This window comes from Candidatus Micrarchaeum sp. (assembly GCF_016806735.1).
GTDB classification, from domain to species: Archaea; Micrarchaeota; Micrarchaeia; order Micrarchaeales; family Micrarchaeaceae; genus Micrarchaeum_A; species Micrarchaeum_A acidiphilum_A.
Genome location: NZ_CP060530.1, coordinates 351023 through 375432, shown reverse-complemented (window position 1 = coordinate 375432; position 24410 = coordinate 351023). Strand labels below are relative to the sequence as shown.

Genomic DNA, 24410 nt, shown 5'->3' with positions numbered 1-24410 from the left:
TATCATTCTTCAGAAGCCTTTATGTTGCGCATGTCCATGGCAAGCTTGGAAATCTCCTTGGAATACTCCTCTATCTGCTCCTCGGGAATGAACTTCATCTTTGCGATTTTCTGCTTGACTTCAAGCTTTGACATCTTCTCGGCTGGCACGCCATGGTCTACAGCCATGGATTCCTCGTCGCCGACCTGAAGTATCGATTTCAGCATAAGGTACTGCTTGCGCATCGACGAATATGTATCAACCTCGTCGAAGGCGTTCTGCTGCAGGAAGTCCTCCCTAAGGCTTTTCGCCGTATCCAGAGTGACCTTGTCCTGCTCCGGAAGCGCATCGTAGCCTACGAGCTGCACTATCTCGTTTATCTCGGATTCCTTCTGCAGTATGGCCATTGCCTTCTTGTACAGGCCCGACCATTCGGGGCTTATGTTGACCTCGTACCATTTGGCGAGGTCGTCAGCATAAAGTGAATAGCTGTTTAGCCAGTTTATCGAAGGAAAATGCCTGGCGTTGGCAAGGGCTGCATCAAGAGCCCAGAAGACCCTTGTGACCCTGAGCGTGTTCTGCGACACCGGCTCGGATATGTCTCCTCCTGGCGGGGATACTGCACCTATTGCAGTTATTGAGCCTATGCCTCCGTTGAGGACGTGAACCCTGCCTGCCCTTTCGTAGAATTCGGCGACCTTTCTTCCGAGATATGCAGGATAGCCTTCTTCTCCAGGCATCTCCTCGAGCCTTCCGGATATTTCCCTTAGCGCCTCGGCCCATCTGCTTGTCGAGTCTGCCATGAGCGCCACGTCATACCCCATGTCCCTGTAATATTCTGCAAGAGTTATGGCAGTGTATATGCTCGCCTCCCTGGCAGCCACGGGCATGTTCGAAGTGTTGGCTATGAGTATTGTCCTGTCCATTAGGGGCTGGCCAGTCTTTGGGTCCTTGAGCTCTGGGAATGTGGTAAGTATTTCTGTCATCTCGTTGCCGCGCTCTCCGCAGCCTACGTATACAATCAGGTCTGCGTCCGACCATTTGGCTAGCTGGTGCTGTATTACGGTCTTGCCGCTTCCGAACGGGCCTGGAACCGCTGCGGTTCCGCCCTTTGCGACTGGAAACATCGTGTCTACGACTCGCTGTCCGGTTATAAGCGGCACTTCCATGGGGAGCTTGTCTTTTACCGGCCTTGGCATCCTCACTGGCCATCTCTGCAGCATTGCCACTTTGACATCTTTTCCAGTTTCCGTTTTTATAGTCGCAAACGGCTCTTCTATTGTAAACTCGCCGTCGCTTATTGAGCTTATAGTGCCAGACACACCATGCGGGACCATTACCTTGTGCTTTATAAGGCTCGTCTCATCGACTTCTGCTATAATGTCGCCTGCGCTTACGTGCGCACCCTTCTTCTGCACGGCTTTAAGCGCCCATTTCTTCTTGGTGTCAATAGACTCTACGTTTATGCCCCTGGCTATGAAGTCGCCGCTCTCGGCCCTTATCTTGTCCAGCGGCCTCTGTATTCCGTCGAATATGGAACCGACGATGCCGGGCGCAAGCATAACGGAGAGCTGCATTCCTGTGCTCTTTATTATGTCTCCTGGCCTGAGTCCGCTTGTATCTTCGTACACCTGCACGGTGGCCATGCCTTTTTCCAGCTTTATTATCTCCCCGATAAGCTCCTCCTTGCCAACCCTCACCACGTCGTACATGTTTGGGTTTTCCAGACCTCCCGCTATTACGACCGGGCCCGAAATTCTATATATAAATCCGCTCATTCAAATCAACTTGCAATTCAAAGTTCAATCAAGTGTCATATCAATTTTTGTATATGTCGACGCCCAGGACCCTCTTGGCCAGCGCCTCTACCGATTCCGACTGCTCGGATAGCTCCTTCTCCGAAGGTATGAATATTACCAAAGGCTTCATCGCCGTTTCCGTGGCCCTGAGCGCATTTGGGCTGAGCGACAGTTTTATCGAATATGAAGCTATTACTAAATCGTATTCCTTAGAGGCCATGAGCCTCAGGAGCGTCGACGAAGCCTCCTTGCCCTCGCTGATGAAAACATCCTTTATCCCTGAAAGCTTGAACCCAAGGGCTATCTCGCGCTCGCCTATGACTGCTATCTTTCCGAATTTAGCTTCCATTCTGCTTCACCGCTTCGTTGTGCGCGTATAGCGCAAAGTCGGCCTTTATCCCGTAATAGCCCTGCAACAGCAACGCCCTGAGCGCGTCCCTTTCGGCTTCGAGCCTGAGTATGTAGCTCATTATATAAGACAATGATTGCGAGGATGAGGAGAAAGTCGGCATGAACCGTTTATACAGCGACCTTTTCAGCACCGCTTCCAGTTCTGAGAGCTTTCCTGCAGTAATGTACCTGGAAAGCGAGTCCTGCGCGCCATCTCCCAGCAGCTTAGACAGGGCTTCGGAAGCTTTTCCATTGACCGCCTCGGCGATCTGCGAGGCGCTTATGCTGCCTCCTTTTATTACGTATTGCTGGATGTCCTGCACGCCGGAATATGCAGCCTTGGCGGCGTTTAGCACGTTTTCAGCGTCTATCATCGCTATGACATATTCGTACACCGGGCCCTCGTCGCCCTTGTAGAAGCGCAGCGACTCTGCAAGATGCGTATAGTAGTAGAAGCCAAGCTCGGTGAGCATGGGTGCCAGCGATCCGTTCTTTGCATAGTCGTCTATGTGTGACATCAGCACTGTCCCGTAGCCGAACTTTGCAAGATAATTGACTACCGAAACTACGTCCTTCTGCGCCAGCAGGTTGGCATAGTCCGGCTTGCTTATGCTGCCCGCAAGTATGCCGACTGGATTCTTAACGGCCAGCATGAAATGCGATGTATCTGTAAGCTCGTAGCCCATTGTCTTCGAAGAGAGCACAACCTTTATGTTTTCTATATCCCACTTGCTTATGTAGGCCATTACGAACGGCTGAGCCAGCGGCGGCATTGCGATATAGGCTTCCTGCAGCGATTTTGCCATTGTGGCGTTTATTACAGCCTCGAAAAGGTCTGGCATCTGGTACAGCTGCGAAAGCTCGTCTATCTGCTTCCTGTATCTGGTCTCCGAGAGCATTTTGAGTATCTCTTCCGGAGATTTCCCAGAAGCCTGCTCGTAGAAGCCAGTGCTGAGAAGCGAGGTTGCCATCGCCCTTAGGCTGCCGTACTTCCCAGTATACGTTGAATCAGTCATTTTTACCATTTATAACCTTGATAAGCCTTGAATAGAATCCATCCCTTACCTTTGAGAGCATGCTGTCAAGGCCATAGTCTATTGCCATTTTTCCGTCTGAAGAGTTTGCGTACAGGCCGAACGCGAAGCCTTCGGGGGCTTCTGAAAGCTTGGCCTTCGGGAATTTCTTTTTTATCAGCTGCATGTCGTCCTTGGCAGCATGTACCTCGCAGTCGGCCCCTAGTGCATCAAGAGCGTTGGAGTACAGCTTAAGCAGCAAGGCCTTGTAATCGTCCGTATTTTTGTATTCCGATATCGAAGCCTTGAGCTCGGCTTCCGCTGCTGAGAGCTTTTCAGCCATCGAGCTGTAGAGTATCCTTTTGGCCTCTATATTTGCCTTGGACTGCTCCCTTGCCTTTATCTGCGAAGCCTCGAACTCGGCCCGGGAAATCGTTTCCTTTGATTCCGAAGCCGCCCGTGCCTTTGCATCGTTTATTATTTTATCCGCTTCGGCCCTGGCTTCGCTGAGGAGCTTGGATGTTTCCTGCTCCCTGCGCTTTTCTATGCCTGCCACGATCTCTTCGAGGCCCATTTGCACCACTGGCTAACTTCAGAGTATCTGCAGCAGCAGTATGAGGCCGAGCACGAATCCTATTATCCAAAGCGTTTCTGGTATCACGAAGAAGAATAGCACCTGTCCAAATTTTTCAGGCTTTTCGGCTATTATTCCCATTCCTGCAGCTCCGATTCCCTGCTGCGCCATTCCAGTTCCTATCAATCCTCCGGCTATTGCTATAGATGCAGCAACAGCATATAACGGACTTACCGCTACTACCATGTTTTTCACCAAATCATTAAGCTTTAACGTAGCAATATAAATAAATTAACAAGCATAGATAACTAATCTCGTGCTAATGAATACAAACAATTAATTTTGCAACGAATAGATTTATAAAGACTCCATAAAATAGGCGCAGCACGGCGTTTGCGCCAGCATATGCTTTTGAAAGTGATCATGATGGAAGGGAAAGAGATTAAGATAGAAAAGATGGGCAATTTCGAATGGCAGATTGATGCTTCGCAGGAAAAATCCATGAACGTTCCAGTGAAGATATTCGCCAACGATTACATAATTGACAACATACAGCGCGACAGGACGCTGAAGCAGGCCATAAATGCAGCCGGGCTGCCGACAATGGTAAAGAACATGCTCATAATGCCGGACGGCCACGAAGGCTATGGGTTTCCGGTAGGCGGCGTTGCGGCGTTCCCTGCCAGCAACGGCATAGTTTCACCCGGGGCGATAGGATTTGACATAAACTGCGGAGTCAGGCTCATAAGGACCAATCTCAGCTTCGCCGAGGTAAAGCCCAAGCTGGACAGCTTAATGGACACGCTCTTCAATATGGTTCCAAGCGGAGTCGGAAGCAAGGCGGCAAAAGGATTTACCAGAAGCGATCTGGAGAAGGTCGCAGTCGAAGGAGCCGCACAGGCCATAAAGCAGGGCTTCGGCGTGGAAGAAGACCTGGAAAGAACCGAGGAGAACGGATGCATGAAAGGAGCGGACCCAGACAGGGTAAGCGACCTGGCAAAAAAAAGAGGAGTGCCGCAGCTTGGCACTCTGGGAGCAGGAAATCATTTTCTTGAAGTGCAGCGCGTCGGAAAAGTGCTTGACGAGAAAACAGCCAAGGCCTTCGGGCTTTATGAAGACCAGGTAGTAGTGATGGTGCATAGCGGCTCCAGGGGCTACGGCCATCAGGTATGCAGCGATTACCTCAAGGTGCTCAATGACTACAATGCCAAGAACAACATAAAGCTCGTAGATCCTGAGCTTAGCTACGCGCATACGGAATCCAAGGAAGCCGAAGATTACCTAAAGGCCATGAAGTGCGCGGTCAATTTCGCGTTTGCAAACAGGCAGGTTATGATGGACTCCATACGCAAGAGCTTCGAAAAGGTTTTCTTGAAGAGCTGGGACGAGCTTGGCATGCACCTCGTTTACGACGTGGCCCACAACATAGCCAAGGAGGAAGAGCACGACGTTGACGGGAAAAGGATGAAGCTTATAGTGCACAGGAAGGGAGCCACCAGGGCCTTCGCCCCAGGAAGGGCAGAGATACCAAGGATATACCGCGATTACGGGCAGCCTGTCCTGATACCCGGAAGCATGGGAACCTCAAGCTACGTTCTTGCAGGCCTTGAAGGAGCTATGAAGCAGAGCTTCGGCTCTTCGTGCCATGGTTCCGGAAGGCTAATGTCCAGGCACCAGGCCATACGCGAGATACCTGCGGCAAAGACGCTCGGAAGCATGCGCGACAAGGACATAGAGCTCAGAGTAAGGGACAGGAAGCTTGTAAGCGAGGAATCCGAGCTCGCGTACAAGAACGTTGACGATGTCGTTGCAAGCGTAGCCGGTGCCGGAATAACAAAAATAGTTGCTCAGCTGCTGCCCATTGGCGTGGCTAAGGGATAATCAAGCGCAAAACAAAAGCAAAAAGAAAAAGAAGGGGAAGGAAATTACGGATTGTCCTTCCTTGCCAGATTCTGATATGTTTCAGCCACGAAGTCCTTGTCGCTGTAGGCGCGCATTTCGACGACATTGTCAAGTATGTCGCTTATGAGCTTTCCAATCTGCTCTGCAGATGCCTTGCTTGGCCTTACATAGAACTCCGCCTTCCTAGTGATGGAGCTCTTTGCATCATTAATCTTTATCTTTGTCAGCCCTTCAAGGAAATTCTTCCCGGAATCGTGCAGAAACTTGTTTGTTTCAAGAGTCGGGAGATATAGCTCAACACCGTTTAGGGCAAAGCCGTGCTTGAACCTGTCAAGGAAGCTTGCGTTCCTTGAGGTAGTCCTGTTTGTCAGCCATGTGCCCATCATGCCCTTGTTTATCGTGCCTTTCTTGAACCTCGCTTCTGTGGCCTCGGCAACGTCGTTGAGCAGGTATACGGATGTTATATAGCCCTCTTTGAAAAGCTTCTTCGCAAATTTTCCAGGAGTATGCTTCTTGCTGTAATAGTCCGCAAATTTCTGATCCTGCTTTTTGTAGGCCTCAAGAATTTGATCGTTGTGCTTTATGACGTCAGAGAGATATTTTTCGAAAGCGTCCTTGTTGTAGAAGAAGAATTGCCTTCCGTTGCGGCCGACTTTCTCCCTTTTCTTGTCCATGAAAAGCTCGTCGTTTCCATCAAGGTAAGCGATCCTGTAATTGGTTGCGACAACGTTTTTTACCTTTACCTTTTTTGGCTGTACCTTGCTCGTTTGTGGACCCAGTTTTGTATCGTGAACCGAGCCTATGACCAGTGCGTATTTTACAGGCAGTGTTGCGACAACCTGCTCGCCATTCAACATCCAAGCGTATCTGTGTACCGTGCCTTGCGCATTCTGGGATGCATTAGATATAGACTGCTGCGATGTCACAGACTTAGTCTGTATACCTGCATCCTTATTCAGTTCCTTTTCCACCATTTTAACACCTTTAAACCTAACTAAAAAGTAGATAATATTTATATGTTTTGTTAGCCATCACCCCAAAAACAAAACTATAAATATAGGTATCGTGTATTATTTTATCTATATAAAGGGTGGGTTGTTGGAAGACAAGATAGTAATAAGCTTGATGACCGAACCTGGCAAGAAGAGACATACGTGCCTTGCCTGCGAATCCTACAAAAAGGAGATAAAGAAGAAAAACAAAGAGGCACTCCTTCTCTATATGAAGCACATATACGAAGTGGCTCAGAAATCCGGAGGCAACAACTTCATAATACGCAAGAGCGAAGTGCTGAAGGAGGGCTCGCAGGACAAAATGGATGAGGTAATCTTCTCTCTGCCAGAGCATACTGACGACAAGTAATCTCTACTGGTTTTGACATGGTTGACGGGCTCGTGAAGGTCAGCAGCGAAGATGCATTTGATACTGTGCTTGAGAGGGCAACCGCTGCAATAGAAAAGCGCGGCATACATATCTTCGCAGTTATAGACCACAAGAAGAACGCAAGGGACGCAGGCATGGATATGGATAATGCTACTGTGATAATTTTCGGCAGCCCAGAAGCTGGCACAAAGCTTATGCAGGACAAGCTCAGCATAGCCATAGACCTTCCACTCAGGATTTTGATAAGCAGCGAAGACAACAAGACGATACTGCGCTATTACAACCCGCTGCACATGGCAAAGGAGCACAGACTTGACCGCAACCTTGACGTTATAAACAAGGTTTCGGGCCTTCTTAACGCCATAGTCATGGAGGCTGCCGGCAAGGCGTGAAGATATCCTTATTCGTGCTTATTTTTCAATTGCGTTTTTTTGCTGTCCAGATCCTTTGCGACTTTCATGATTTTTCTCAATTCGTTTATCCGTATGGACGCGTAGCCTCTTATTGGAAAATGGCATAGATAAACCTTTGATCCGAAAAGCGCTTCTTTTGGACCGTAATCAGGGATTCCGGAACCGTCAAACATCTGATAAGTGACTTTGCCTATGAAGCACACAACTCTAGGCTTGTAAGTTTTAACAGCCATGAGCATTCGCCTTATTCCGTAAGCGGCTTCTGCTTTTTTGAGCTTTGAGACATCGACAGTAGGCCTGTTTATCAGGTTTATGAAGTTGAGCTGATACTTTTCGGCAAACCTTTTTTCATACATTTCACTGAGCTCAGAATCGTTTTTTAGAAGTGAGATTGGCTCATTTATTATATTCGCTCTGCTCAGAAGATACCAGAACATCTTGTTGTTCGAGAACGGTACGCCCCTTTCATAGGAACCAGGATGGGGATTTATTCCTACGAACATTATCAGCGCATCCTTTGAAAGCTTGTAGCGTATATTTTTGTATTTCAAAACATCACCTGCATCGATTGGTGTGGCACTATGCGCTCCGGCTTTTCGGATATGTTATCTTTGTACCCTTTACCTTGGCAAACGATGTAAGTTCGTGCGGCCTTGATCCTGAAATACCAGATATGTGGTAAACCTTCCTTCCCCTTACCGTAAGCGCATCTGCTATGAGCGATCTATGGCACCTGAATGGGTTGCCCTCTGCACACATCATAGCCAGCGTGTGCTTCCTGCTTAGCCCTATGAGTTTCAATACGGCGCTGGCAAAGGCTCTGGTCTGCATATAGTCTGCAAATCCCCTGAAGCTCTCGTTTCTCCATCCCATGTTTATGGATTCTTTTGATGGCTTCCTCAGGCCGCCAAGCTCCTTGAAGTGCACGTATTCTATGCCGTTCCGTTTCAAGCGTGATGAAAGCCTTGCCTCATTGAAATCCGGCTGATGCCTTGATTTCGGGATTGTTCGAACGTCGACGAGCGTATCAACCGAATGTGACTTGAGAATTTTTATGAACTTGGCTATTTCGAGATTCGAATAGCCCAACGCATATATTGGATTCTGGCTTTTAGGCATAATAGCATATCCTGCAATGGATATTAACACTTATCGCAATTATTTGTTACTTGGCAAGGCGTTTTGGCTGCTTTTGGAAAAATTTGTGCCATCGCCAAACCACTACGGCTTGCTTATGGAAAGAAAGGCTCAGTTATAAACTTTGTTTATGGCAACTCGATTAGGCTGCAATACTCCCAATAATCCATTTATATAACCAAAAGCTTGATGCGAATACAAGAATTCCCGCTAAATACAAGAGCCTATTTAAGCCCAAAGGTGAAAATAAGTGGTGCTTTCAGTCAAGATGCGCTTTCTGCTGCGCTTACTCGGCAATGTTCGTCAGGCGACATGATGAAAAAGACAAAATACCACGCCAGAGCTTTAGGCATCGTTATTGCGATCCCGATAATTGCACTTATGTTATACGGAGCGATAAGCTCTGGGCAGATCTATCCGCACTCTGGAGGCATGCCGGTGCCAACAAGCCATATTAATTACTCAAACTCGTCCAGCCATGGAATGCACGAGGTTAATTCAAGCGCAATTGGCAATGGGCATAATGGCAGCCGGGTGCAATTTTTAAACCGTACCTCGGTTAATGCAACAGACGCCTTGGCTGCAGGCAACCGCAGCGGCATGGGCAATGATAATTATAATTCTTCAACCAAAGCCGGATTTAATACCAGCAGGGCAAGTACTCCAAAATCGACACTGTTTAACAAGACATTATTCCTTCAAAATGCGACAGTAGCATCGCAGTCTACGTATATGAAAGGCAGCAAGTACCTGATACTTAAGACAGTAAGCATTGCTTATTCGAATTTGACTTTCAACATAAGCCAGGTATCCTATGTCAAATTGACAGCAGAGGCAAACCAGAAAAATTCAGGCGTTATTATATTTGGAGAATCTTCCTTGGCGAATGCTTCGGAAAATGCATCGCAGCAAGTTCTTGTAATGGCAGGGACCAATGCCACAGTATCCGGCGTATATTCCCCTGGCAGGCTGCAGCTTAGCGTAGGCAACACAAATACGACAGACCGCATAGCGATCCAGATAGAGCTTAATATAACACCGGTCAACCGATAAACCAGTTATAGGCGCAAAAGTAGTTAAGAATCCAACCCCTTAATGGATCAGGATAATAAAATTTAATGGCTAAAGCAGTATAAATAAGCTTATATATGCGCTTGGCTCATTATGCAAACTAGAAAAACAACAGGTTAATCTTATGCCGGATAAAATAAAGACCAATATCGGCGCGATAGATACTTATCCAAAGCTGATACTTGCTCTTATAATGCTGGAGCTTGTTTTGGGCGTGATACTTTACATGATTGGCCATTTTAGGGATAATGCTTATATACGCGGAGTGGGGATTGGGCTCACAATAGCATGGGTCACTAGCGCGATAGCGTACTTAAGCGTAAGGATGAGGTCAAAGTAAAGGAGCGAAGCAATGAAAATAAGAAAATATTATGTCCGTGGCGTCGGTGTAGGTTTGATAATAGCGTGGGCGACAAGCGCGATAGCTTATTGGAAAGCCAGAGGCACATTTACCGAGGTTGAACTGATACTGTTTGAATTTGTCCTTAGCATTATATTCATTGTGGTCTCGCTATTCATGAAAGAGCACCCCAAATCGGAGTAGTTTTGTGCACGGAAAGCAAAGAGCACGGATTTTTTGAAGCAGGAAATTGTTATCAGCGACGCCCCTGCCGGTTGCCCTCTTCTCGATAAGGAACCTGCTGTTATTTGTATCTTACCTCTGGCAAAGTTGATAATTATTACTTTCTGAGTTTTGGTCGCTTTTCTATTGCAACTTTTATTATAATGTATAAGCTTGATATAATGAGTATGCTCATAAATATTGTATTAAAGTCTATCCCAAAATAAGAAATTTCTATAAATGTCAGAAATACAAGAAATATAACCGCCACTATCAGACCATAAAAAAACAAAGCAAATTTCCAATTAACCATAGTGTCACATTTAAGGTGTAGCGGGTTTTACAGAAGTTACATTCAAGTAATAAATCTCTGTATTACTACCAAAACCTCCAATGCAATTTCCAAGACTTACTATCCCAAATTCTGAACAACCAACCGTTTTTGTAAATAATCCAGTCATAGTATAATTGTAACCAAAATCGTAGATAGCATATGGACTTTCGTTATTTATATAAACTTCTACATAACCCACTGTACTATAAAGACCATACCAGTTTATTCCACTTATATCTCCGTCTCCTAAATCTCCTGTTACTGTAATCTGTTTTCCTAAATAACTAGCAGGATTATTTACAATTGATGATATAGGTGTTGATAATAGTGTAGCAAAAGTCCCTATAGAATAAAGGTAGTATACACCTGCGAGAATAATTAGAAGAAATATAACTCCTCCTATCTTTGCTCCAGCACCCATACGCATCAAAACTACTTAGCGTGTAAGGCTTTTATTGATTTTGGTGATATATCTTTCTGTATACCTATGATAAACATAAGGTACCTAAAAGAAAAGATTAAGCAGGCAACTATAGAAACAAAAGAATTAATAGTGCTTTTTTCGATAATCGTGACTGTAGTTATCCTTTATTTACTTCTTAAAGAATCCCTTAGTGCCAACATAATTTATGCATCAGTAATTAGTTTAGGGGCCACATACCTAATAATGTATACTTTTGAACTAAATGGAGACATTGAAGAAGAGAGAGTATTTTTTAACACCATTATCTCAATAATCATATTATTATTTGCTTCTTTGACTTCTTTAGATTTTTTAAATAGTTCCATCTGTAGTAACAGTAGCAATAGCATAAAAATACATAGTTGTAGTTTCATTATTCCAATCACTAGTGAGTTATACGGTGTATTCTTAATCATGTTTCTTATTATTTTGTTTGCAGGTATAGCCCTAAGGCTACAACACAAAAAATCGGAAAAGATTTTTTCTAAAAGTAAATTTGTTTCATACTTGGCATTTATTTTTTTAATCATACTTGAATTAATATTAATATTGAGCATTGCAGGAATATTGCCATTAAATGGCTGATATTATGTTGCACCTAAAACAGATTACAGGCCTTGTTCTCACCATCATAGCGATAGTTATCCTTGTCTTATCATATAATGCTTACATAACTAGTTATCACAAAACGATAAGCACCTCTAACTTTACCTTCTTATTCTCTGGCATATTCTGGGATTTAGTAGGTATACTTATAAGTGCAGTATTGATTGCTATAGGATTGATTTTAGCATATCCAAAGGGTGCTAGATGGCTTGCCAATAGAAATAGGACAAGTTAATAATGTTTATTGTATTCGGATGGTATGGGTTTTTCTATGAAAAATAAAAATGAGGACATTGATAGAAGTAAAAAACTTGAAGATTCTCTTGAAAGATTAATAACAATTACTGGAGAAGTGCGAGACAATATAAACAATGTTGGAAGTAGTTCTGAATTATTGTCCCTAATCAAAGAACTAAACAACAACACAAAAAGGCATAATAAAATTTTGATCGGTTTAAGCTTTATGTTGTTAGCTCTTACATTAATTGAATCAGCCTTACTTTTAAAGCTCAAAAGTTTAGTAGGTATTTCATTGATTGATATTTTATTTTTAGTATTTTGGTTTATTGGAAGTGCTTTAGTAATGTTAGAAGGCTTAGCTTGGTTTTTTGAATGGAGAGGTCATAGACTAACCTAAAACTTGATGGTCTTTATTCTTCCATCTCCTCCATCAAGTCCTATATAAATCGGTATAGTAGCGGATCCTTTTCTTTAAGTGCGGTGTTGCCTTTACTTATTTAAATCGTTATATAAGGGTTCCTTACTGTGGGTTATACGCCCCTGCCGGGATTTGGACCCGGATCACAAGCTCCGCAAGCTCGTGTTCTATCCAAGTTATACTACAGGGGCATAGCATACTTAACAGTAAGTAGTTTGCCGACTTATCTTTAATAAGCTTAACAGTATGGCAATTGGTTATGGGCATTTCCGGTTTTGCAAAGCAAACAAAAGTTTTATAATCTCCGTTTTGATATAAACTTACTTATCCAATGCTTACGGGGCCTTGAATGTTCCACACTTACCTTACGATACTGATACCTTCAGTAGTTGGAGCCATAGTGACGCTTGTTGCCACAATGTTCCTAATGAAGTACATGAGGTATTCTGGAATAACCCTTGTGGACCATAACAAAAAGTCCAAGCCAGTGCTCCCGACGGGATTGGGCTTCGCCATAGCGTTTGGCTTTTCCGTAGGGCTAATGGTATATATATTCGGGAGCAGCTTCGGGCTTTACACTCCAGTAGCTTCGCTTGAAGACCTTTTTGGCATAATAACTGCCGTGCTGCTCATAACAATAGTCGGCTTCATTGACGATATAAACATAAGGATGAGCAATGCAAATACGGAGGACAAGGTAGGGTCCTGGGCAGGGCTCAAGCAGTGGCAGAAGCCGATACTCACGTTTATGGGCGCAATACCTTTAATGGCCATAAACGCAGGCATTTCGATTGTGAGAATACCGCTTGTAGGAAACATAGCCCTTTCCGTATACTACCCGCTTGTCGTAGTGCCACTTGCAATAATGTTCGGCGCCAACGCGTTCAACCTATTGGGCGGATTCGACGGCATAGCAACAGGAACCGGAACCGTTGCAATTTTTGCGCTTTTAATCTACAGCTTAATCTTCGGAACTTATACAGGAGCCTTGGTTTCTGCAATACTCTTTGCGTCGATGCTCGTTTTTACAGCTTTCAATATATACCCTGCAAGGATGGTCCCGGGGGACAGCTTTACCTATTTCTTCGGGGCTGCAATAATAGCAGACATGGTAATAGGCAACATGGAATCCTTCGGGATAATAGTCTTCATGCCATGGATAATAGAGTTTCTCCTGCACGCAAAGAAGAAGTTCCACAGCAGCGATCTTGGAACGCTGCAGCCAGATGGAAGCTTCGTATCTAAGTACGGCAAGAAGGTATACAGCTGGACGCACTTAATAATGAAGATTGGAAAGCCAAATGAATGGCAGATATCGGCTTACATGTGGGTCATAGAGGCACTTTTCGTAGTCCTTGCGTTTGTTATGAAGTCCTTCGCTCTTCTCTGATTTTGAGCGGTTTCTCTGAATTTATAAATAGGTTTAGTAGAAAAGGAGTATAGACGTTTGAATGGAGGAGATAGAGTCTGAAAAGATAGAGAAGCTTGACCTTAAGCAGACTTACAAGGCGCTTGGTTCGAGCACGAAAGGGCTCTCATCAAAGGAGGCGGATAAACGCATAGGGTCATACGGCTACAACGAGATAGTTGGAAAGAAGCCCAACTACGCGCTCATATTCCTAAGAAAGTTCACAGGCCCAGTACAGCTAATCCTAATAGTAGTAATAATACTCTCATATATACTCAACAGCATCAGGGACGTATATATAATAACTGCCCTTCTCGTTTTCAACGCCATAATAGGCTTCATAGAAGAATACAGGGCCGATGAATCCGTAGATGCGCTGAAGGAAAGGCTTTCCAGCTCTGCACGCGTTTTGAGGGACAACAGATGGCAGGTTATAAAGGCCAAGATGCTTGTACCTGGGGACATAATAAAGGTAAAGCTCGGGGACATAATACCAGCAGACTGCAAGGTAATAGAGCCAGAGGAGCTGCAGGTTGACGAGTCCATAATTACAGGAGAATCTATGCCGCAAGGAAAGAAGGAAGGCGACCTTTTAAGGCAGGGCTCGACGGCAAAAAGAGGAGAGGCTTTATGCATAGTCATAGGTACTGGTTATAACACAGTATATGGCAAGACTGCAAAGCTGGTACAGAACGCAAGAGTAAAGTCGCATCTCCAGAAGGCGATAATGGGGATAGTGAAATACCTGCTCCTTGGCGACGGGATAATACTTATCATAATGCTTGTGTTCGGCCTGTTCGTGCTGCATCAGAACATATTGATAATAATAAAGTTCCTGCTCGTCCTCTTGATAGCATCAGTACCAGTTGCACTTTCTGCAGCATTTACAGTTTCTATGGCGCTGGGAACCGAAAAGCTCGCGAAGAAGGGCGTTTTGGTTACCAAATTGGAAGCCATAGAGGACACTTCAAACATGGAGATATTGTGCATGGACAAGACCGGCACGATAACCAAGAACGAGATAACAGTCAGGGCCATAAAAAGCTTTGGAAGTTCTGAGGACGAGATTGCAAAATATGCGGTAGAGGCTTCGCGCAAAGAAGACAACGACCCGATAGACAACGCAGTGATAGAATATGCGGGCATAAAGAAGATAAAAACGAGCCAGCAGAAAAAATTCTATCCGTTCGACCCTTCCACAAAGAGGACATCTGCCATAATAGGTTCAGGGAAGGGCAGCTATTACGTAACCAAGGGCGCAGTACACACGGTAATGACACTCGGAATTACAGGCAGGGTAAACAAGAAGGAAGTTTTAAAGACCGTAGAAGAATATGCTTCCAAGGGATTCAGGACAATAGCAATAGCCAAAAGCAAGGATGGAAAACGCTGGAGCCTTTGCGGGCTCATGGCTTTATACGACGCCCCTAGAGAAGATGCAAAGGAGCTCGTTGACGAACTGCACGGGCTTGGAGTCAAGACAAAAATGCTAACCGGGGACAACATAAAGGTTGCGACACAGATAGCCAGCGAGGTAGGGATGGGAAACAGGATATATGACATTACTGCTGAGCGCAAGAACGAGAAGGAGCTTCAGAGAAAGATAGTAAGCGCAGAAGGATTCGCAGACGTTTACCCAGAAGACAAATACACAATAGTCAAAACCTTGCAGAAAGACGGTTATATAGTAGGAATGACTGGGGACGGAGTCAACGATGCACCGGCGCTCAAGCAGGCAGAAGTAGGCATAGCGGTTGAAAGCGCTACCGATGTGGCTAAAAGCTCTGCCGCATTGGTGCTTACAAAAAACGGAATAGAAGTCTTCGTTGACGCGGTGAAGGAGAGCAGGAGAATATTCCAGCGCATGATAACCTATTCCGACGTAAAGATACTCAAGACATTCCAGATAATAGGCTTCATAGCCATAATGTACCTGTTTTTCAGGTTCATAACCATACTGCCTTTCATGCTGATAATATTGATATTTACCAACGACATAATAAACATAACAATATCGACGGACAACGCAGAATATTCTAGGAGCCCCGACGTATGGAACGTAAGGGGCCTGATGTATTCCTCTGCGATAATAGGCATATTCCTTGTGCTTGAAACGCTGGCCCTTGTCCCGATATTCAGAGGGGGAATTTTCAACCTATCGATACCCGCTTTCCAGACCGCCACTTTCGTAATGTTCAACATAACCAACGAGTTCAGCGTGCTCAATATGAGAGCTAAGGGCTTCTTCTGGAAGTCAAGGCCAAGCAAGACGCTCGCTTTGGCAATAACGTTCGGAATTGCAGTGGGCCTTATTCTTTCCTACTTTGGCATATTCGTGCCAAAGCTCAGCCCTTACGAGCTGCTGACAATAATAGGATTGGGCGTGGCTGCGCTGTTCATAAACGATTTCGTAAAGGTGGCTGTATTCAAGAAGCTGAAGATGGATTAAGAGTTAAGAGTCGAAGCCATTTTAGCCCAGAAGAAACCTATCAGTATAAAGGAATAATTAACAAGAAGAAAGAATAAGGTTAAAGTCCCAAGATTTTTTAGTAAGAGTCTTCACCTGTCATTACTATCACCCAATATTTTATACTTCAAAGCAAAATGAAATGGCAGTCTTTAAATACGTTTTTGTGTTTAGGCGTATAACTCGATAAAAGCAGTTTATATGTGCATATGCATTAGTGCATGGCAACTAGGCTATTCATGGATTAGCTGAAGATTGAGCTGATGCTTTACGTCAGCGTATGAAGCTAAGCAGATTTCCGGTTATGGACTGGTATGCCTCGCATGCGGTCCATTGCTTTGGCTCTTTTCCCTGCCTTATCTCCTGCCTTGTCTGCTTTGCCAGATCGCTTGACCATATCGTTGAAAGGTCGAATCCGGTTTCCCTTATGTTGCCTATCTTCTTGTCCCACATTATGGAAGGATACACGAATCCATAGCTGTCCATGAAGAGCGAGGCTTCCAAGCTTCTGCTCTTCATTGGCATTTCTCCTGTTTTTGTATAATAAAGCAGCTTCTTTAGGAATACGCCCTCTATCTGCGGTATTATTCCCAATTCAAAATCCCTTCTCTTTATAAACTCGGCTATTTCGTTGGAAATTACCTCAGGAGCACCTTTTACTTCTATATTGGCGTTCCCGTAGTAGTTTGAAGATACCTGGCCAAGATTCAGGTGGAAGTCGTTGTAGCGGACCTCAGGTATGTCCTTCTTCACTTCTTCTATTGTCTTCATTAGCTGGCCCTGGTTGAATGTGCTCATCGTATAGCCGAAAACGAAATATAAGTTCTTGTATTTCTTCTTCAGCTCCATCAGGTCGCGGAACATGCTGATTGCCTTGTCATAGTTCCCAGGTATGCCCCTTATCTTGTCGTGTAGCTCGCGGTATCCGTCAAGGCTCACTGTTATTGAGACCTTAGGTATTCCCAGCTCAAGTATCTTTGAAAGCTTGTCGAGCACCATCTGCCTTCCGCACAGCGAATTCGTAGGCATGGTCAAGACATAAAGATCCTTGGAGTTCTCTGCGAACGCACGGGCTATGTCAACTATGTCGCTGCGAAGGAACGGCTCCCCTCCGGTGAGCTCCACCCACTTGAAGCTCGTGTTCTTTTTGGCAAACTCCTTTATCTCATCCAGGGTAAGCTCTCCTTTTGGCTTAAGCTGCCATATGTTGCACGTCTGGCACCTCGACTGGCACCAGTAAGTAATTGCAAAATTTAGCTTGTACGGCCTGTCGAGCTGGGTTATGTTGCTCCTCAATGCAGTAGAGCTAAGCGAAACGAATTTTTTTACACTCACGAATGCACCGCGTTTTAAGCATTATTCAAGGTTTATTGTTATTTTTCCATATATTTATAGGTTTAAGCCTGTTGCTCAGCAGAACTTTTACCTTTTTCCGCTTTTTGCTTATCTTCCCTGTATGTCCTGGCGTTGTGGAACAAGTATTGCTGCGCGTATCCGGCATAAGGGCCCCAGTAGTCCTTTGCGAACTCGTGTATATCCCTTGGCTTTACCTTCTTGCCATCGAAATAGAGCTTTTCCATTGTGCGCTTTATCCACACGTCTGTTGGAAATGCGCTTAGGTTCCCGTAGCCCATAAGCGCAATGCAGTCAGCGACCTTTTCCCCTACGCCGTCTATCTCCATCAGCCTTGATTTCAGCTTTTCGTAGTTGTTTGCATTGAGCTTGTAAAGGTTTATGTTGTCGGTGCAGAAAGCCGCAGCGCTGGTTATGTATTTGGAGCGGAATCCAGTCCCTAAGGCCCTGAGCTCGCTGTCAGTTGCGTTCTTGAGCTCCTCGCTTGTAGGAAATGATTTTACCGTAATCTTTCCGTCTGAATAGACAACGTTGCCGAACCTCTCTACAATGTTGCTGACTATGAGCCTTATCCTCTTCACGTTGTTGAACTGCGATATTATGAAGCAGAGCGTTGTTTCCCATGGATCGTTGAGAGTCAATCTCATGCCGTAATATCGCGCTATTGCTTCTGATACGTGTGAATCCTTGGCTATCGCCTTATATATCTTATCCATGTTGTCGTCAAGCCTGAACCTTTTGTAGACCTCTAAGGAGTAAGCCTTTGACCTCTTCCCATAGACTTTTAGCACAGCTTTTGGATTGCGCTCTTTGGATTCAAGCCTCATGAAGAGCTTTCCTGCGCCATAGGAAAGCAAATTTGCTTTCGGATCGTAGTCCGCATAGAACGTAAGCGGCTGTGCACTCTCGAAAGTGTGCTTCATGCTGAATGCTTCAAGCCTGAATTCGCAAGAAACATTGCCGTATTGCGCAATTGCCAAATCATCACTTTCTGGCTAGGTATTCCAGCTTAAGCCTCTTCTGGGTTGCGTCGTAGGAATCCCTTATCGTCACAGTACCGTCTTCTAGAGTCTGGTAGTCAACCGTTATGGCATAGCGTATGCCGGTTTCGTCTGCCTTTGCATACCTTTTGCCTATGCTGCCGCTTTGCATGAAGAATATCCTCATCCCGTTGGAAAGTAGCCTGTTCCTCAGCCCTATTGCCTTATCTCTTAGCTTTTCATCTTTCTGAAGGGGGAATATTGCATAATCGTAGGGCGCAGTATAATCGTTAAGCTTGAGGACGTTCCAGCCGCGCTCCTCGTCCTTGAAGAGCTTTGAGCCCATCAACGTCCAGAAAAGCCTGTCAAGCCCGAAGCTGACTTCCACTACGTGGGGCACAAGCTTCTTGTCGGCGTTGATTACGCTCATGTCCTCGCCCGAATGCTTCTGGTGGTTCATAAGGTCGAAATCCGTCCTGTATGCAATACCTGATACTTCTTCGAATGATCCGAAAAATTCAACTTCCATGTCGAAATTGCCCTTGGAATAATGCGGCAGCTCCGACTTCAGGACCTGCCTGAACCTTATGCTGTTGTCTTCGAAACCCAGCTCCCTCATGAAGTTTAGCTCCTTGTAAACGCAGAATGCGAAAAGCTTGTTGGGGATGAAGCCCTTCTCGAGGCACTCTTTTATTGTCATTTGCACGTATTTGTCTGCAGAGCCTTTTTCCTGCATTTCCGCAGTAAGCATGTTTATCTTTTCGGAGAATGCGCTTTCGTCAACAGGCTCGCCGTTTATTTCAAGCGTCTCTGCATCCGGATCAAAGAAATACTCTAGCTCCATCTGCGAAAATTCCCTCATGCGTATAAGCATGCGCCTGGGCGATATTTCGTTCCTGAAGGCTTTTCCTACCTGGCCGATGCCAAGGGGCAGCTTGTAGCCTCCGTCGCGGAATACCTGCTTGAAGTCCATGAATATGCCCTGGGCAGTCTCGGGCCTTAGATAGCCTTGCACGCCGCCATAGGGCCCTATCTTAGTAGCCATCATCAAGTTGAATGGCTCGGATGCAGAAAGTTCTCCGCCGCATTTCTGGCATTTAATGCCGTTCTTCTTTATTTCCTCGTCTATCTCCTTGAACGGCATGTGCCTTGCCGCTTCGGCCATCTTTTGGTCGTTTTTCTTTTCGTAGAATTCTTCTACGAGCTTGTCGGACCTGTAGCTTGCATGGCATTTTTTGCAATTGACTACGGGATCAGTAAAGTTTGATAGGTGGCCGCTAGCCTCGAACACCTTTTCAGGTGCTATTATTGTAGTGCTCACTTCTAGGTTTCCAAGGCCGTCTATGAAAGTCCTGCGCCAGTGCGCTTCGAGCCTGTTCCTTATGGCTATGCCTATCGGCCCATAGTCGTAGAATCCGGCGAGCTCGCCGTACAGCTTGAACGCAGGTATTAGCACGCCGCGCCTGTATGCCAGATTTTCCAGATCGGTCATTGAAGCTTTTTCCATTTTGTTGACACCGTGTCGAAATCTTGAGCTTTATGCAATGCTCCAGGCAAAGCAAGGTTTATAGTGTTGCTTGACAATTATCTATGCATAAGCAATAAGTTATTGCTCTTATATAATTTAAAACTTGAGTGCCAAGTGGTTTAATTGGAAAACGATTTCGAAGAGCTAAGAAAGCGCATGATAAGCACCGCAAAGGAGAAGATAAAGCTTAACTACGAGAGTGAGGAATACGCACTTATACAGGCGATAAATGCCTACAATGAAGCGGTAAAGTCGCAGAACCTGTTCTATGAGAGGCTGACTGAATGGTACGGCTTGTACTTCCCTGAAATAAACGTATCCAGCCCCAAGGCTCTTGCTTCTCTGGTCCTAATATTGAATTCCGACAGGGAGATAGGCAGGGAAGCCATAGAAAGCGCCATAGGCGATGCGAGCAAGGCCGAATCTATAGAGAAGAAGCTGAAAGACAGCATAGGCAGGCGCATGGGCGACGAGGAAAGGAACGTAGTCATAGAGTACGCTAAGCTGCTTCTCGAGATAAGCGATTCCATAGACAAGCTTGAATTATACATAAGCGCAGCGTCGCAGAGGCTTCTCCCGAATACCGCTTATCTTACTGACGACAAAATAGCAGCAGAGCTTCTCAGCAAGGCCGGCTCCATGGAAAGGCTTGCAACATTCCCTGCAAGCACCGTGCAGCTGCTAGGCGCAGAGAAGGCTCTTTTCAAGCACATAAAATTCGGAAGCAAGCCACCGAAGTACGGAGTCATATTCAAGCTCCCGGAAGTGACCAATGCAAGAAAGGACATAAAAGGGAGGATAGCAAGGCTTTACGCCACCAAGATAACAATGGCGTTGAAGGCAGACTATTATACAAAGAATTTCATAGCTGAGAAGCTCAAGGTAGACATAGACAACGGCATAAAGCGCATAACAAGCTCGCCGGTCAAGGAAAAGCCCACCAGGCAGTATGACAGCAACAGGCAGGGGCATGGACACGGGAGGAAATTCGACGGCAAGAAGCGCTTCAACAGGAGGCGCTGAAGCTCACTTCCGATAATAACTGATCTGCTCCTTTTTTGGCAAAGCTTTAAATATATTTTTGATTCACAATATTTGTGATTGAATCATGATTGTTGCATGAAACATTTGTGATTCGGTTATGCAAGGTTCATGAAAGATTTTGGTTGTGATGGGGCTTTGGTTCTGATGCGAACAAAAAGGGAAATAGAAAATGAGCTCGTATCCCTAAGGAAACAGCTCAACGAGATATCCGAGGCCAAGGCTTCGGAGAAAACTACAATCGAAAGCCAGGGCAGGAACGCTGAAGCAGAGACGAGCTCGCAGCTGTTTTCTCTGCTCAAATACATGATAGACGAAAACAAAAAGACCACGCTCGTTCTTCGCCAGATGCTTGACAAGATAAACAACCTCGAACAGGAGCTCAACGAGCCTGTTGAAGAGGAAATCGTAGAAGAAAAGGCTAATGATCCTATAGAAAAATCGCAAAAGCAGCTCGCGATATCTTCAATAGATGCAAAGATAATGCAGTTCATACAGCTTTCCGAGCACAGCATGGCATGTGCCGAAGACATAAGAAAGGGCATGGGATACAGGGGCAAGAACGCCGCGTGCGCGAGGCTCAACAGGCTCTACAAGATGGGACTCATAGAAAGGTTCCAGCTTGGTCACAAAGTTTATTACAAATATGATGCTGGCAAGGCGACCACTGTACTTATTATATCACCCCCACAGTAAAGCGGAGCCTGCTTTCCTACAGCAGGCTCTACCCCCTATTTCTAACTTGCCGGGTTTTTATTAACCTTTTCTTTTTTGGCTGAAAGCGCTTCCTTAGCCAGGGGCTTAAGTTTCAGGAAATCTTCCTTTATTATGGGCATGTTGCTCTTTATGCGCACTGCCGCTGCAGGGTGCAGAGTACAGAAGTAGTTGACGCCGTCCTTCTTGATTACCGTACCATGGTTTGACTTTATCGCCCCTATGCCACACACCGTAGCGGATGCAAGCGATCCGAGCGCTATAACGAGCTTTGGCCTTATTATCGATATCTGGTTGAACAGAAAGGGCTTGCATGCTTCAATTTCTTCTTCAGTAGGCATGCGGTTGCCATAGGGGAAGAACTGCACTACACTGGTTATGTAGGCCTTTTTGCGGAGTATGCCTGCGCTTTTAAGAAGCGAATCCAGAAGCTTTCCCGCTCTTCCTACGAAAGGCCTCCCGGAATCGTCTTCGTTTGCCCCTGGAGCCTGGCCTATTACCATTATTTCTGCATTAGCAGGGCCTTCGCCTGGAACGAACTTTCTGCTCAATTCCCATCTGCCGAACGTATCGGGCAGCCTTGAATACGCACCGTTCAGCTCTTGAAGCAGGCGGCGCTTCTCAAGATAGTCTACCGCAGCGTCTATATGGTCATGGTTATAGTGCTTTTTGGAATATTCCGCTACGGCCTTTGCTGGTTCTATCCATTCGTAGCCTTCGTGCTCGCTTGACACCTTTACCTCTCCGCCTACATATTCCGAAAGAAAAACTGTCAGGTATTTTTTGATCGTTTCCTTTCCGAACCTGAACCAGTAGTACCTTCTTATGTTAAAGAATTTGTCGGGCTTTACGCTCAGATTAGTTTCCTCCTTGGTTTCGCGTATTGCTGCGCGGAGGGCATTTTCGCCCTTTTCTATATGGCCCTTAGGTATGTCTATGTCGCCATTTTTCTTCCTGAGGAAAAGGAACTCCTGCTTTCCGGATGTATTTTCACGGTATATTATGAATCCGGAGCTGTATTCTATGTGCATTGCATTACCTCTGCTGCGCCAATTTGGCTTCGTTGAACGCCGCGCAGAATATTCCGTAGTTGTTTCCTTCGAAGCTAAAGTGCAGTGCGTTGTATATGTACGAATAAACGCTTTGTATTGCACCGTATTCTGTTCTGCAGGATTGTAAATCCGAGGTAGAATTCATTAGGGTTACGAATTCCATGTTAGCGACAGTGTAATTGCCATAGATTTTATTTGGCATTGATATGTAGTTCACCTGGAAAAGCTTGCCATTTGATGATATTTCATAAGCATTTATAGTTATTCCAGAAATTGTTGATTCCTCCCTGTGCATAAGTATTGTGCCGAGCTGATGCAGGTTTATGCGTGGCATTGTAGGTCTCGCGCTGGAGTTGATGTAAAGGAAGCTGTTGGTAGTAGTATTTATGTCATTTGTGCTGAATATGCCGAAAAGCTCTGACCTGCCCCCGAAGGTCACTGATTTCATGCTGTACCCAGATCCCAGGGCGACGGCATCGTAAGATGATATAACGCTCGAATTGGAAACGTATGAGAAATTATCCGCGAATGAGAATGGGCTAATGTATTGATAGCTTGCCTGTGGCAAGGTGAATGCGAATACCAGGAATGCGACAATTATTACGGAAAGTGCGGGAACCGCGAACGACTTGTCAAAGATTGCGCCATTGGATGCCCCTGAATTTGTGCTGCGACTGTACTTTTGCCCCGTTCTCTGCACACCCAGGCGCATTGAGAATTTTGGCGCCAGAAGTATCATGACGACCAGGGTTATGTCGAAGAGCAGCTGGCCTATAAAAAGATGCACAGTGTTTAGCGCAGAGCTGAGCCCATAATAAGCCCATACTGCTGCTATGAGCGACATCCTGATTATGTTAAGCACGAAGAGAAGAACCATTCCTGAAGCGACCCATATGGCCCTCTTGCCAGGATTCCCTTCATAAAGGTATGCTATCGGTATCAGAAAGAGCAGCATCGCCACAAAGGCTGCGATGTCTGCGCATGTTGAAGCTATGGATATCGACGAGCCAGATGCACCGGTTATTTCAAGGCCGTGGCTAAGGACCGGAACGCCGAAAAGCTTCAATACAGAGACAACGGAATATGCGTTGAAGCTCGTCCACGCACCCGACAGGTTAAGCAATGGCATCAGTATCAAAGGAGATGCGAATATGGAGAACACAACAGCAGGCTTGAGCTTGTTTAGGCCCGACGGACCAAAGAGAATGAGGGCAAATGACGATAGCAGTATGGGAAAGAGCAGCGCATCTATCCTGTAGGTCTGGAAGAGGAAAGACAAGGACACTTTTGAATAGGCATATATTGCAAAGTATATCAATGCCAGGATTGCCCCGTATGCGAGGTTTCGTTTTCTGTAGATGATGACGAGATTCTCCTTCAGCGAGAATATTATGAATACCAGCGTCATGAGCATCGGGACTATTATGTACCCGGCAGGGTTGGAATCCGATATCGAGAATCCGGTAACGGCGATTGAGTTGTACGCTGCTACCAGGAATGCTATAAATAGTATTGCCGTGGCTGCCACACGAGCACTTACTTTATGGCTGCTTATTGCCATCAAAACACCGTAAAAGTCCTCA

General features: G+C 45.5%; 26 protein-coding genes and 1 tRNA gene. 12 read left to right on the top strand and 15 right to left on the bottom strand.

Features of this window, described 5'->3' with window-relative positions:
• Window positions 1-2: 2 nt before the first annotated feature.
• Genes Micr_RS02045 through Micr_RS02025 form a run of 5 tightly spaced genes read right to left on the bottom strand, consistent with a single transcriptional unit; the run spans window position 3 to window position 4001 of the window.
• Window positions 3-1757 carry a V-type ATP synthase subunit A gene (locus tag Micr_RS02045; RefSeq protein WP_203134994.1) on the bottom strand — a complete coding sequence of 585 codons (1755 nt, stop codon included), beginning with the start codon at window positions 1755-1757 and terminating at the stop codon, window positions 3-5.
• A 40-nt stretch (window positions 1758-1797) separates the two neighbouring features.
• Window positions 1798-2127 carry a V-type ATP synthase subunit F gene (locus Micr_RS02040; protein ID WP_203134993.1) on the bottom strand — a complete coding sequence of 110 codons (330 nt, stop codon included), beginning with the start codon at window positions 2125-2127 and terminating at the stop codon, window positions 1798-1800.
• Complete coding sequence (locus Micr_RS02035; RefSeq protein ID WP_203134992.1) at window positions 2117-3184, bottom strand: V-type ATPase subunit; 1068 nt, start codon at window positions 3182-3184, stop codon at window positions 2117-2119. Before Micr_RS02035 ends, Micr_RS02040 begins: the two co-directional genes overlap by 11 nt.
• Window positions 3177-3755 (bottom strand): V-type ATP synthase subunit E, encoded by a 579-nt coding sequence (locus Micr_RS02030; RefSeq protein ID WP_203134991.1) that lies wholly within the window; start codon window positions 3753-3755, stop codon window positions 3177-3179. The genes Micr_RS02035 and Micr_RS02030 overlap by 8 nt, the downstream gene beginning before the upstream one ends.
• A gap of 18 nt (window positions 3756-3773) precedes the next feature.
• The gene (locus Micr_RS02025) at window positions 3774-4001 is read right to left on the bottom strand and encodes an ATPase (RefSeq protein ID WP_203134990.1); all 228 of its coding nucleotides are present in this window, start codon (window positions 3999-4001) and stop codon (window positions 3774-3776) included.
• A gap of 177 nt (window positions 4002-4178) precedes the next feature.
• Between Micr_RS02025 and Micr_RS02020 the strand changes: the two genes are divergently transcribed.
• Complete coding sequence (locus Micr_RS02020; protein WP_226803572.1) at window positions 4179-5636, top strand: RtcB family protein; 1458 nt, start codon at window positions 4179-4181, stop codon at window positions 5634-5636.
• A 44-nt stretch (window positions 5637-5680) separates the two neighbouring features.
• Here the strand turns inward: Micr_RS02020 and Micr_RS02015 are convergent, their stop codons facing one another.
• Window positions 5681-6631 carry a hypothetical protein gene (locus Micr_RS02015; protein ID WP_203134989.1) on the bottom strand — a complete coding sequence of 317 codons (951 nt, stop codon included), beginning with the start codon at window positions 6629-6631 and terminating at the stop codon, window positions 5681-5683.
• 124 nt (window positions 6632-6755) lie between these two features.
• Here Micr_RS02015 and Micr_RS02010 point away from each other — a divergent pair, with 124 nt between their 5' ends.
• Complete coding sequence (locus Micr_RS02010) at window positions 6756-7019, top strand: hypothetical protein (RefSeq protein ID WP_203134988.1); 264 nt, start codon at window positions 6756-6758, stop codon at window positions 7017-7019.
• Window positions 7020-7036: 17 nt separating this feature from the next.
• Complete coding sequence (locus Micr_RS02005; protein WP_203134987.1) at window positions 7037-7432, top strand: DUF302 domain-containing protein; 396 nt, start codon at window positions 7037-7039, stop codon at window positions 7430-7432.
• Window positions 7433-7440: 8 nt separating this feature from the next.
• Here the strand turns inward: Micr_RS02005 and Micr_RS02000 are convergent, their stop codons facing one another.
• Together Micr_RS02000 and Micr_RS01995 are read right to left on the bottom strand one after the other, a co-directional pair.
• Entirely contained in the window at window positions 7441-8004 is a 564-nt protein-coding gene (locus tag Micr_RS02000; RefSeq protein ID WP_203134986.1) for a uracil-DNA glycosylase family protein, read from the bottom strand.
• Between the two features lie 28 nt (window positions 8005-8032).
• Window positions 8033-8572, bottom strand: coding sequence for a DUF488 domain-containing protein (locus tag Micr_RS01995; protein WP_203134985.1), 540 nt, complete (start codon window positions 8570-8572; stop codon window positions 8033-8035).
• 333 nt (window positions 8573-8905) lie between these two features.
• Between Micr_RS01995 and Micr_RS01990 the strand changes: the two genes are divergently transcribed.
• The 3 genes from Micr_RS01990 to Micr_RS01980 all read left to right on the top strand — a co-directional run bounded on the left by Micr_RS01990 (window position 8906) and on the right by Micr_RS01980 (window position 10205).
• Complete coding sequence (locus tag Micr_RS01990; RefSeq protein ID WP_203134984.1) at window positions 8906-9643, top strand: hypothetical protein; 738 nt, start codon at window positions 8906-8908, stop codon at window positions 9641-9643.
• Window positions 9644-9785: 142 nt separating this feature from the next.
• The gene (locus Micr_RS01985) at window positions 9786-10001 is read left to right on the top strand and encodes a hypothetical protein (RefSeq protein ID WP_203134983.1); all 216 of its coding nucleotides are present in this window, start codon (window positions 9786-9788) and stop codon (window positions 9999-10001) included.
• A 12-nt stretch (window positions 10002-10013) separates the two neighbouring features.
• Window positions 10014-10205 carry a hypothetical protein gene (locus Micr_RS01980; protein WP_203134982.1) on the top strand — a complete coding sequence of 64 codons (192 nt, stop codon included), beginning with the start codon at window positions 10014-10016 and terminating at the stop codon, window positions 10203-10205.
• A 341-nt stretch (window positions 10206-10546) separates the two neighbouring features.
• Here Micr_RS01980 and Micr_RS01975 read toward each other — a convergent pair whose 3' ends face one another.
• Complete coding sequence (locus Micr_RS01975; protein WP_203134981.1) at window positions 10547-10978, bottom strand: hypothetical protein; 432 nt, start codon at window positions 10976-10978, stop codon at window positions 10547-10549.
• Between the two features lie 66 nt (window positions 10979-11044).
• Here Micr_RS01975 and Micr_RS01970 point away from each other — a divergent pair, with 66 nt between their 5' ends.
• Entirely contained in the window at window positions 11045-11605 is a 561-nt protein-coding gene (locus tag Micr_RS01970; RefSeq protein ID WP_203134980.1) for a hypothetical protein, read from the top strand.
• A gap of 292 nt (window positions 11606-11897) precedes the next feature.
• A complete protein-coding gene (locus Micr_RS01965) occupies window positions 11898-12263 on the top strand; it encodes a hypothetical protein (RefSeq protein WP_203134979.1) in 366 nt (121 codons plus the stop codon).
• Window positions 12264-12401: 138 nt separating this feature from the next.
• Here Micr_RS01965 and Micr_RS01960 read toward each other — a convergent pair.
• Window positions 12402-12475: transfer RNA gene (locus tag Micr_RS01960), tRNA-Arg, on the bottom strand.
• A gap of 158 nt (window positions 12476-12633) precedes the next feature.
• Between Micr_RS01960 and Micr_RS01955 the strand changes: the two genes are divergently transcribed.
• Entirely contained in the window at window positions 12634-13674 is a 1041-nt protein-coding gene (locus tag Micr_RS01955; protein ID WP_203134978.1) for a hypothetical protein, read from the top strand.
• Between the two features lie 61 nt (window positions 13675-13735).
• On the top strand, window positions 13736-16141 hold the full coding sequence (locus Micr_RS01950) for a plasma-membrane proton-efflux P-type ATPase (protein WP_203134977.1): 2406 nt from the start codon (window positions 13736-13738) through the stop codon (window positions 16139-16141).
• 291 nt (window positions 16142-16432) lie between these two features.
• Here the strand turns inward: Micr_RS01950 and Micr_RS01945 are convergent, their stop codons facing one another.
• The 3 genes from Micr_RS01945 to Micr_RS01935 all read right to left on the bottom strand — a co-directional run bounded on the left by Micr_RS01945 (window position 16433) and on the right by Micr_RS01935 (window position 19999).
• Entirely contained in the window at window positions 16433-17494 is a 1062-nt protein-coding gene (locus Micr_RS01945; RefSeq protein WP_203134976.1) for a radical SAM protein, read from the bottom strand.
• A 62-nt stretch (window positions 17495-17556) separates the two neighbouring features.
• Window positions 17557-18492, bottom strand: coding sequence for a DNA-3-methyladenine glycosylase family protein (locus Micr_RS01940; protein ID WP_203134975.1), 936 nt, complete (start codon window positions 18490-18492; stop codon window positions 17557-17559).
• A gap of 4 nt (window positions 18493-18496) precedes the next feature.
• Window positions 18497-19999, bottom strand: coding sequence for a glycine--tRNA ligase (locus tag Micr_RS01935; RefSeq protein ID WP_203134974.1), 1503 nt, complete (start codon window positions 19997-19999; stop codon window positions 18497-18499).
• A 144-nt stretch (window positions 20000-20143) separates the two neighbouring features.
• On the opposite strand from Micr_RS01935, the gene Micr_RS01930 reads away from it, so the two are divergent.
• Window positions 20144-21043 (top strand): NOP5/NOP56 family protein, encoded by a 900-nt coding sequence (locus Micr_RS01930; protein ID WP_203134973.1) that lies wholly within the window; start codon window positions 20144-20146, stop codon window positions 21041-21043.
• A 165-nt stretch (window positions 21044-21208) separates the two neighbouring features.
• Window positions 21209-21757: a hypothetical protein gene (locus tag Micr_RS01925; RefSeq protein ID WP_203134972.1), complete on the top strand. Its 549-nt coding sequence runs from the start codon at window positions 21209-21211 to the stop codon at window positions 21755-21757.
• Window positions 21758-21798: 41 nt separating this feature from the next.
• Here Micr_RS01925 and Micr_RS01920 read toward each other — a convergent pair whose 3' ends face one another.
• Both Micr_RS01920 and Micr_RS01915 read right to left on the bottom strand, forming a co-directional pair.
• Window positions 21799-22806 (bottom strand): uracil-DNA glycosylase family protein, encoded by a 1008-nt coding sequence (locus tag Micr_RS01920; RefSeq protein ID WP_203134971.1) that lies wholly within the window; start codon window positions 22804-22806, stop codon window positions 21799-21801.
• A 4-nt stretch (window positions 22807-22810) separates the two neighbouring features.
• Window positions 22811-24388 carry an exosortase/archaeosortase family protein gene (locus tag Micr_RS01915; protein ID WP_203134970.1) on the bottom strand — a complete coding sequence of 526 codons (1578 nt, stop codon included), beginning with the start codon at window positions 24386-24388 and terminating at the stop codon, window positions 22811-22813.
• Window positions 24389-24410: the final 22 nt, after the last annotated feature.

Excerpts from the sequence above, each read along its gene's own strand:
- Micr_RS01965 (WP_203134979.1), top strand. The coding sequence starts at position 11,898 with ATGAAAAATAAAAATGAGGACATTGATAGAAGTAAAAAACTTGAAGAT.
- Micr_RS02035 (WP_203134992.1), bottom strand. The coding sequence starts at position 3,184 with ATGACTGATTCAACGTATACTGGGAAGTACGGCAGCCTAAGGGCGATG.
- Micr_RS01970 (WP_203134980.1), top strand. The coding sequence starts at position 11,045 with ATGATAAACATAAGGTACCTAAAAGAAAAGATTAAGCAGGCAACTATA.
- Micr_RS01925 (WP_203134972.1), top strand. The coding sequence starts at position 21,209 with ATGCGAACAAAAAGGGAAATAGAAAATGAGCTCGTATCCCTAAGGAAA.
- Micr_RS02025 (WP_203134990.1), bottom strand. The coding sequence starts at position 4,001 with ATGGTAGTAGCGGTAAGTCCGTTATATGCTGTTGCTGCATCTATAGCA.
- Micr_RS02005 (WP_203134987.1), top strand. The coding sequence starts at position 7,037 with ATGGTTGACGGGCTCGTGAAGGTCAGCAGCGAAGATGCATTTGATACT.
- Micr_RS01950 (WP_203134977.1), top strand. The coding sequence starts at position 13,736 with ATGGAGGAGATAGAGTCTGAAAAGATAGAGAAGCTTGACCTTAAGCAG.
- Micr_RS01915 (WP_203134970.1), bottom strand. The coding sequence starts at position 24,388 with ATGGCAATAAGCAGCCATAAAGTAAGTGCTCGTGTGGCAGCCACGGCA.
- Micr_RS01935 (WP_203134974.1), bottom strand. The coding sequence starts at position 19,999 with ATGGAAAAAGCTTCAATGACCGATCTGGAAAATCTGGCATACAGGCGC.
- Micr_RS01975 (WP_203134981.1), bottom strand. The coding sequence starts at position 10,978 with ATGGGTGCTGGAGCAAAGATAGGAGGAGTTATATTTCTTCTAATTATT.
- Micr_RS02045 (WP_203134994.1), bottom strand. The coding sequence starts at position 1,757 with ATGAGCGGATTTATATATAGAATTTCGGGCCCGGTCGTAATAGCGGGA.
- Micr_RS01995 (WP_203134985.1), bottom strand. The coding sequence starts at position 8,572 with ATGCCTAAAAGCCAGAATCCAATATATGCGTTGGGCTATTCGAATCTC.
- Micr_RS01980 (WP_203134982.1), top strand. The coding sequence starts at position 10,014 with ATGAAAATAAGAAAATATTATGTCCGTGGCGTCGGTGTAGGTTTGATA.
- Micr_RS01920 (WP_203134971.1), bottom strand. The coding sequence starts at position 22,806 with ATGCACATAGAATACAGCTCCGGATTCATAATATACCGTGAAAATACA.
- Micr_RS01985 (WP_203134983.1), top strand. The coding sequence starts at position 9,786 with ATGCCGGATAAAATAAAGACCAATATCGGCGCGATAGATACTTATCCA.
- Micr_RS01990 (WP_203134984.1), top strand. The coding sequence starts at position 8,906 with ATGAAAAAGACAAAATACCACGCCAGAGCTTTAGGCATCGTTATTGCG.
- Micr_RS02030 (WP_203134991.1), bottom strand. The coding sequence starts at position 3,755 with ATGGGCCTCGAAGAGATCGTGGCAGGCATAGAAAAGCGCAGGGAGCAG.
- Micr_RS02040 (WP_203134993.1), bottom strand. The coding sequence starts at position 2,127 with ATGGAAGCTAAATTCGGAAAGATAGCAGTCATAGGCGAGCGCGAGATA.
- Micr_RS02015 (WP_203134989.1), bottom strand. The coding sequence starts at position 6,631 with ATGGTGGAAAAGGAACTGAATAAGGATGCAGGTATACAGACTAAGTCT.
- Micr_RS01955 (WP_203134978.1), top strand. The coding sequence starts at position 12,634 with ATGTTCCACACTTACCTTACGATACTGATACCTTCAGTAGTTGGAGCC.
- Micr_RS02020 (WP_226803572.1), top strand. The coding sequence starts at position 4,179 with ATGATGGAAGGGAAAGAGATTAAGATAGAAAAGATGGGCAATTTCGAA.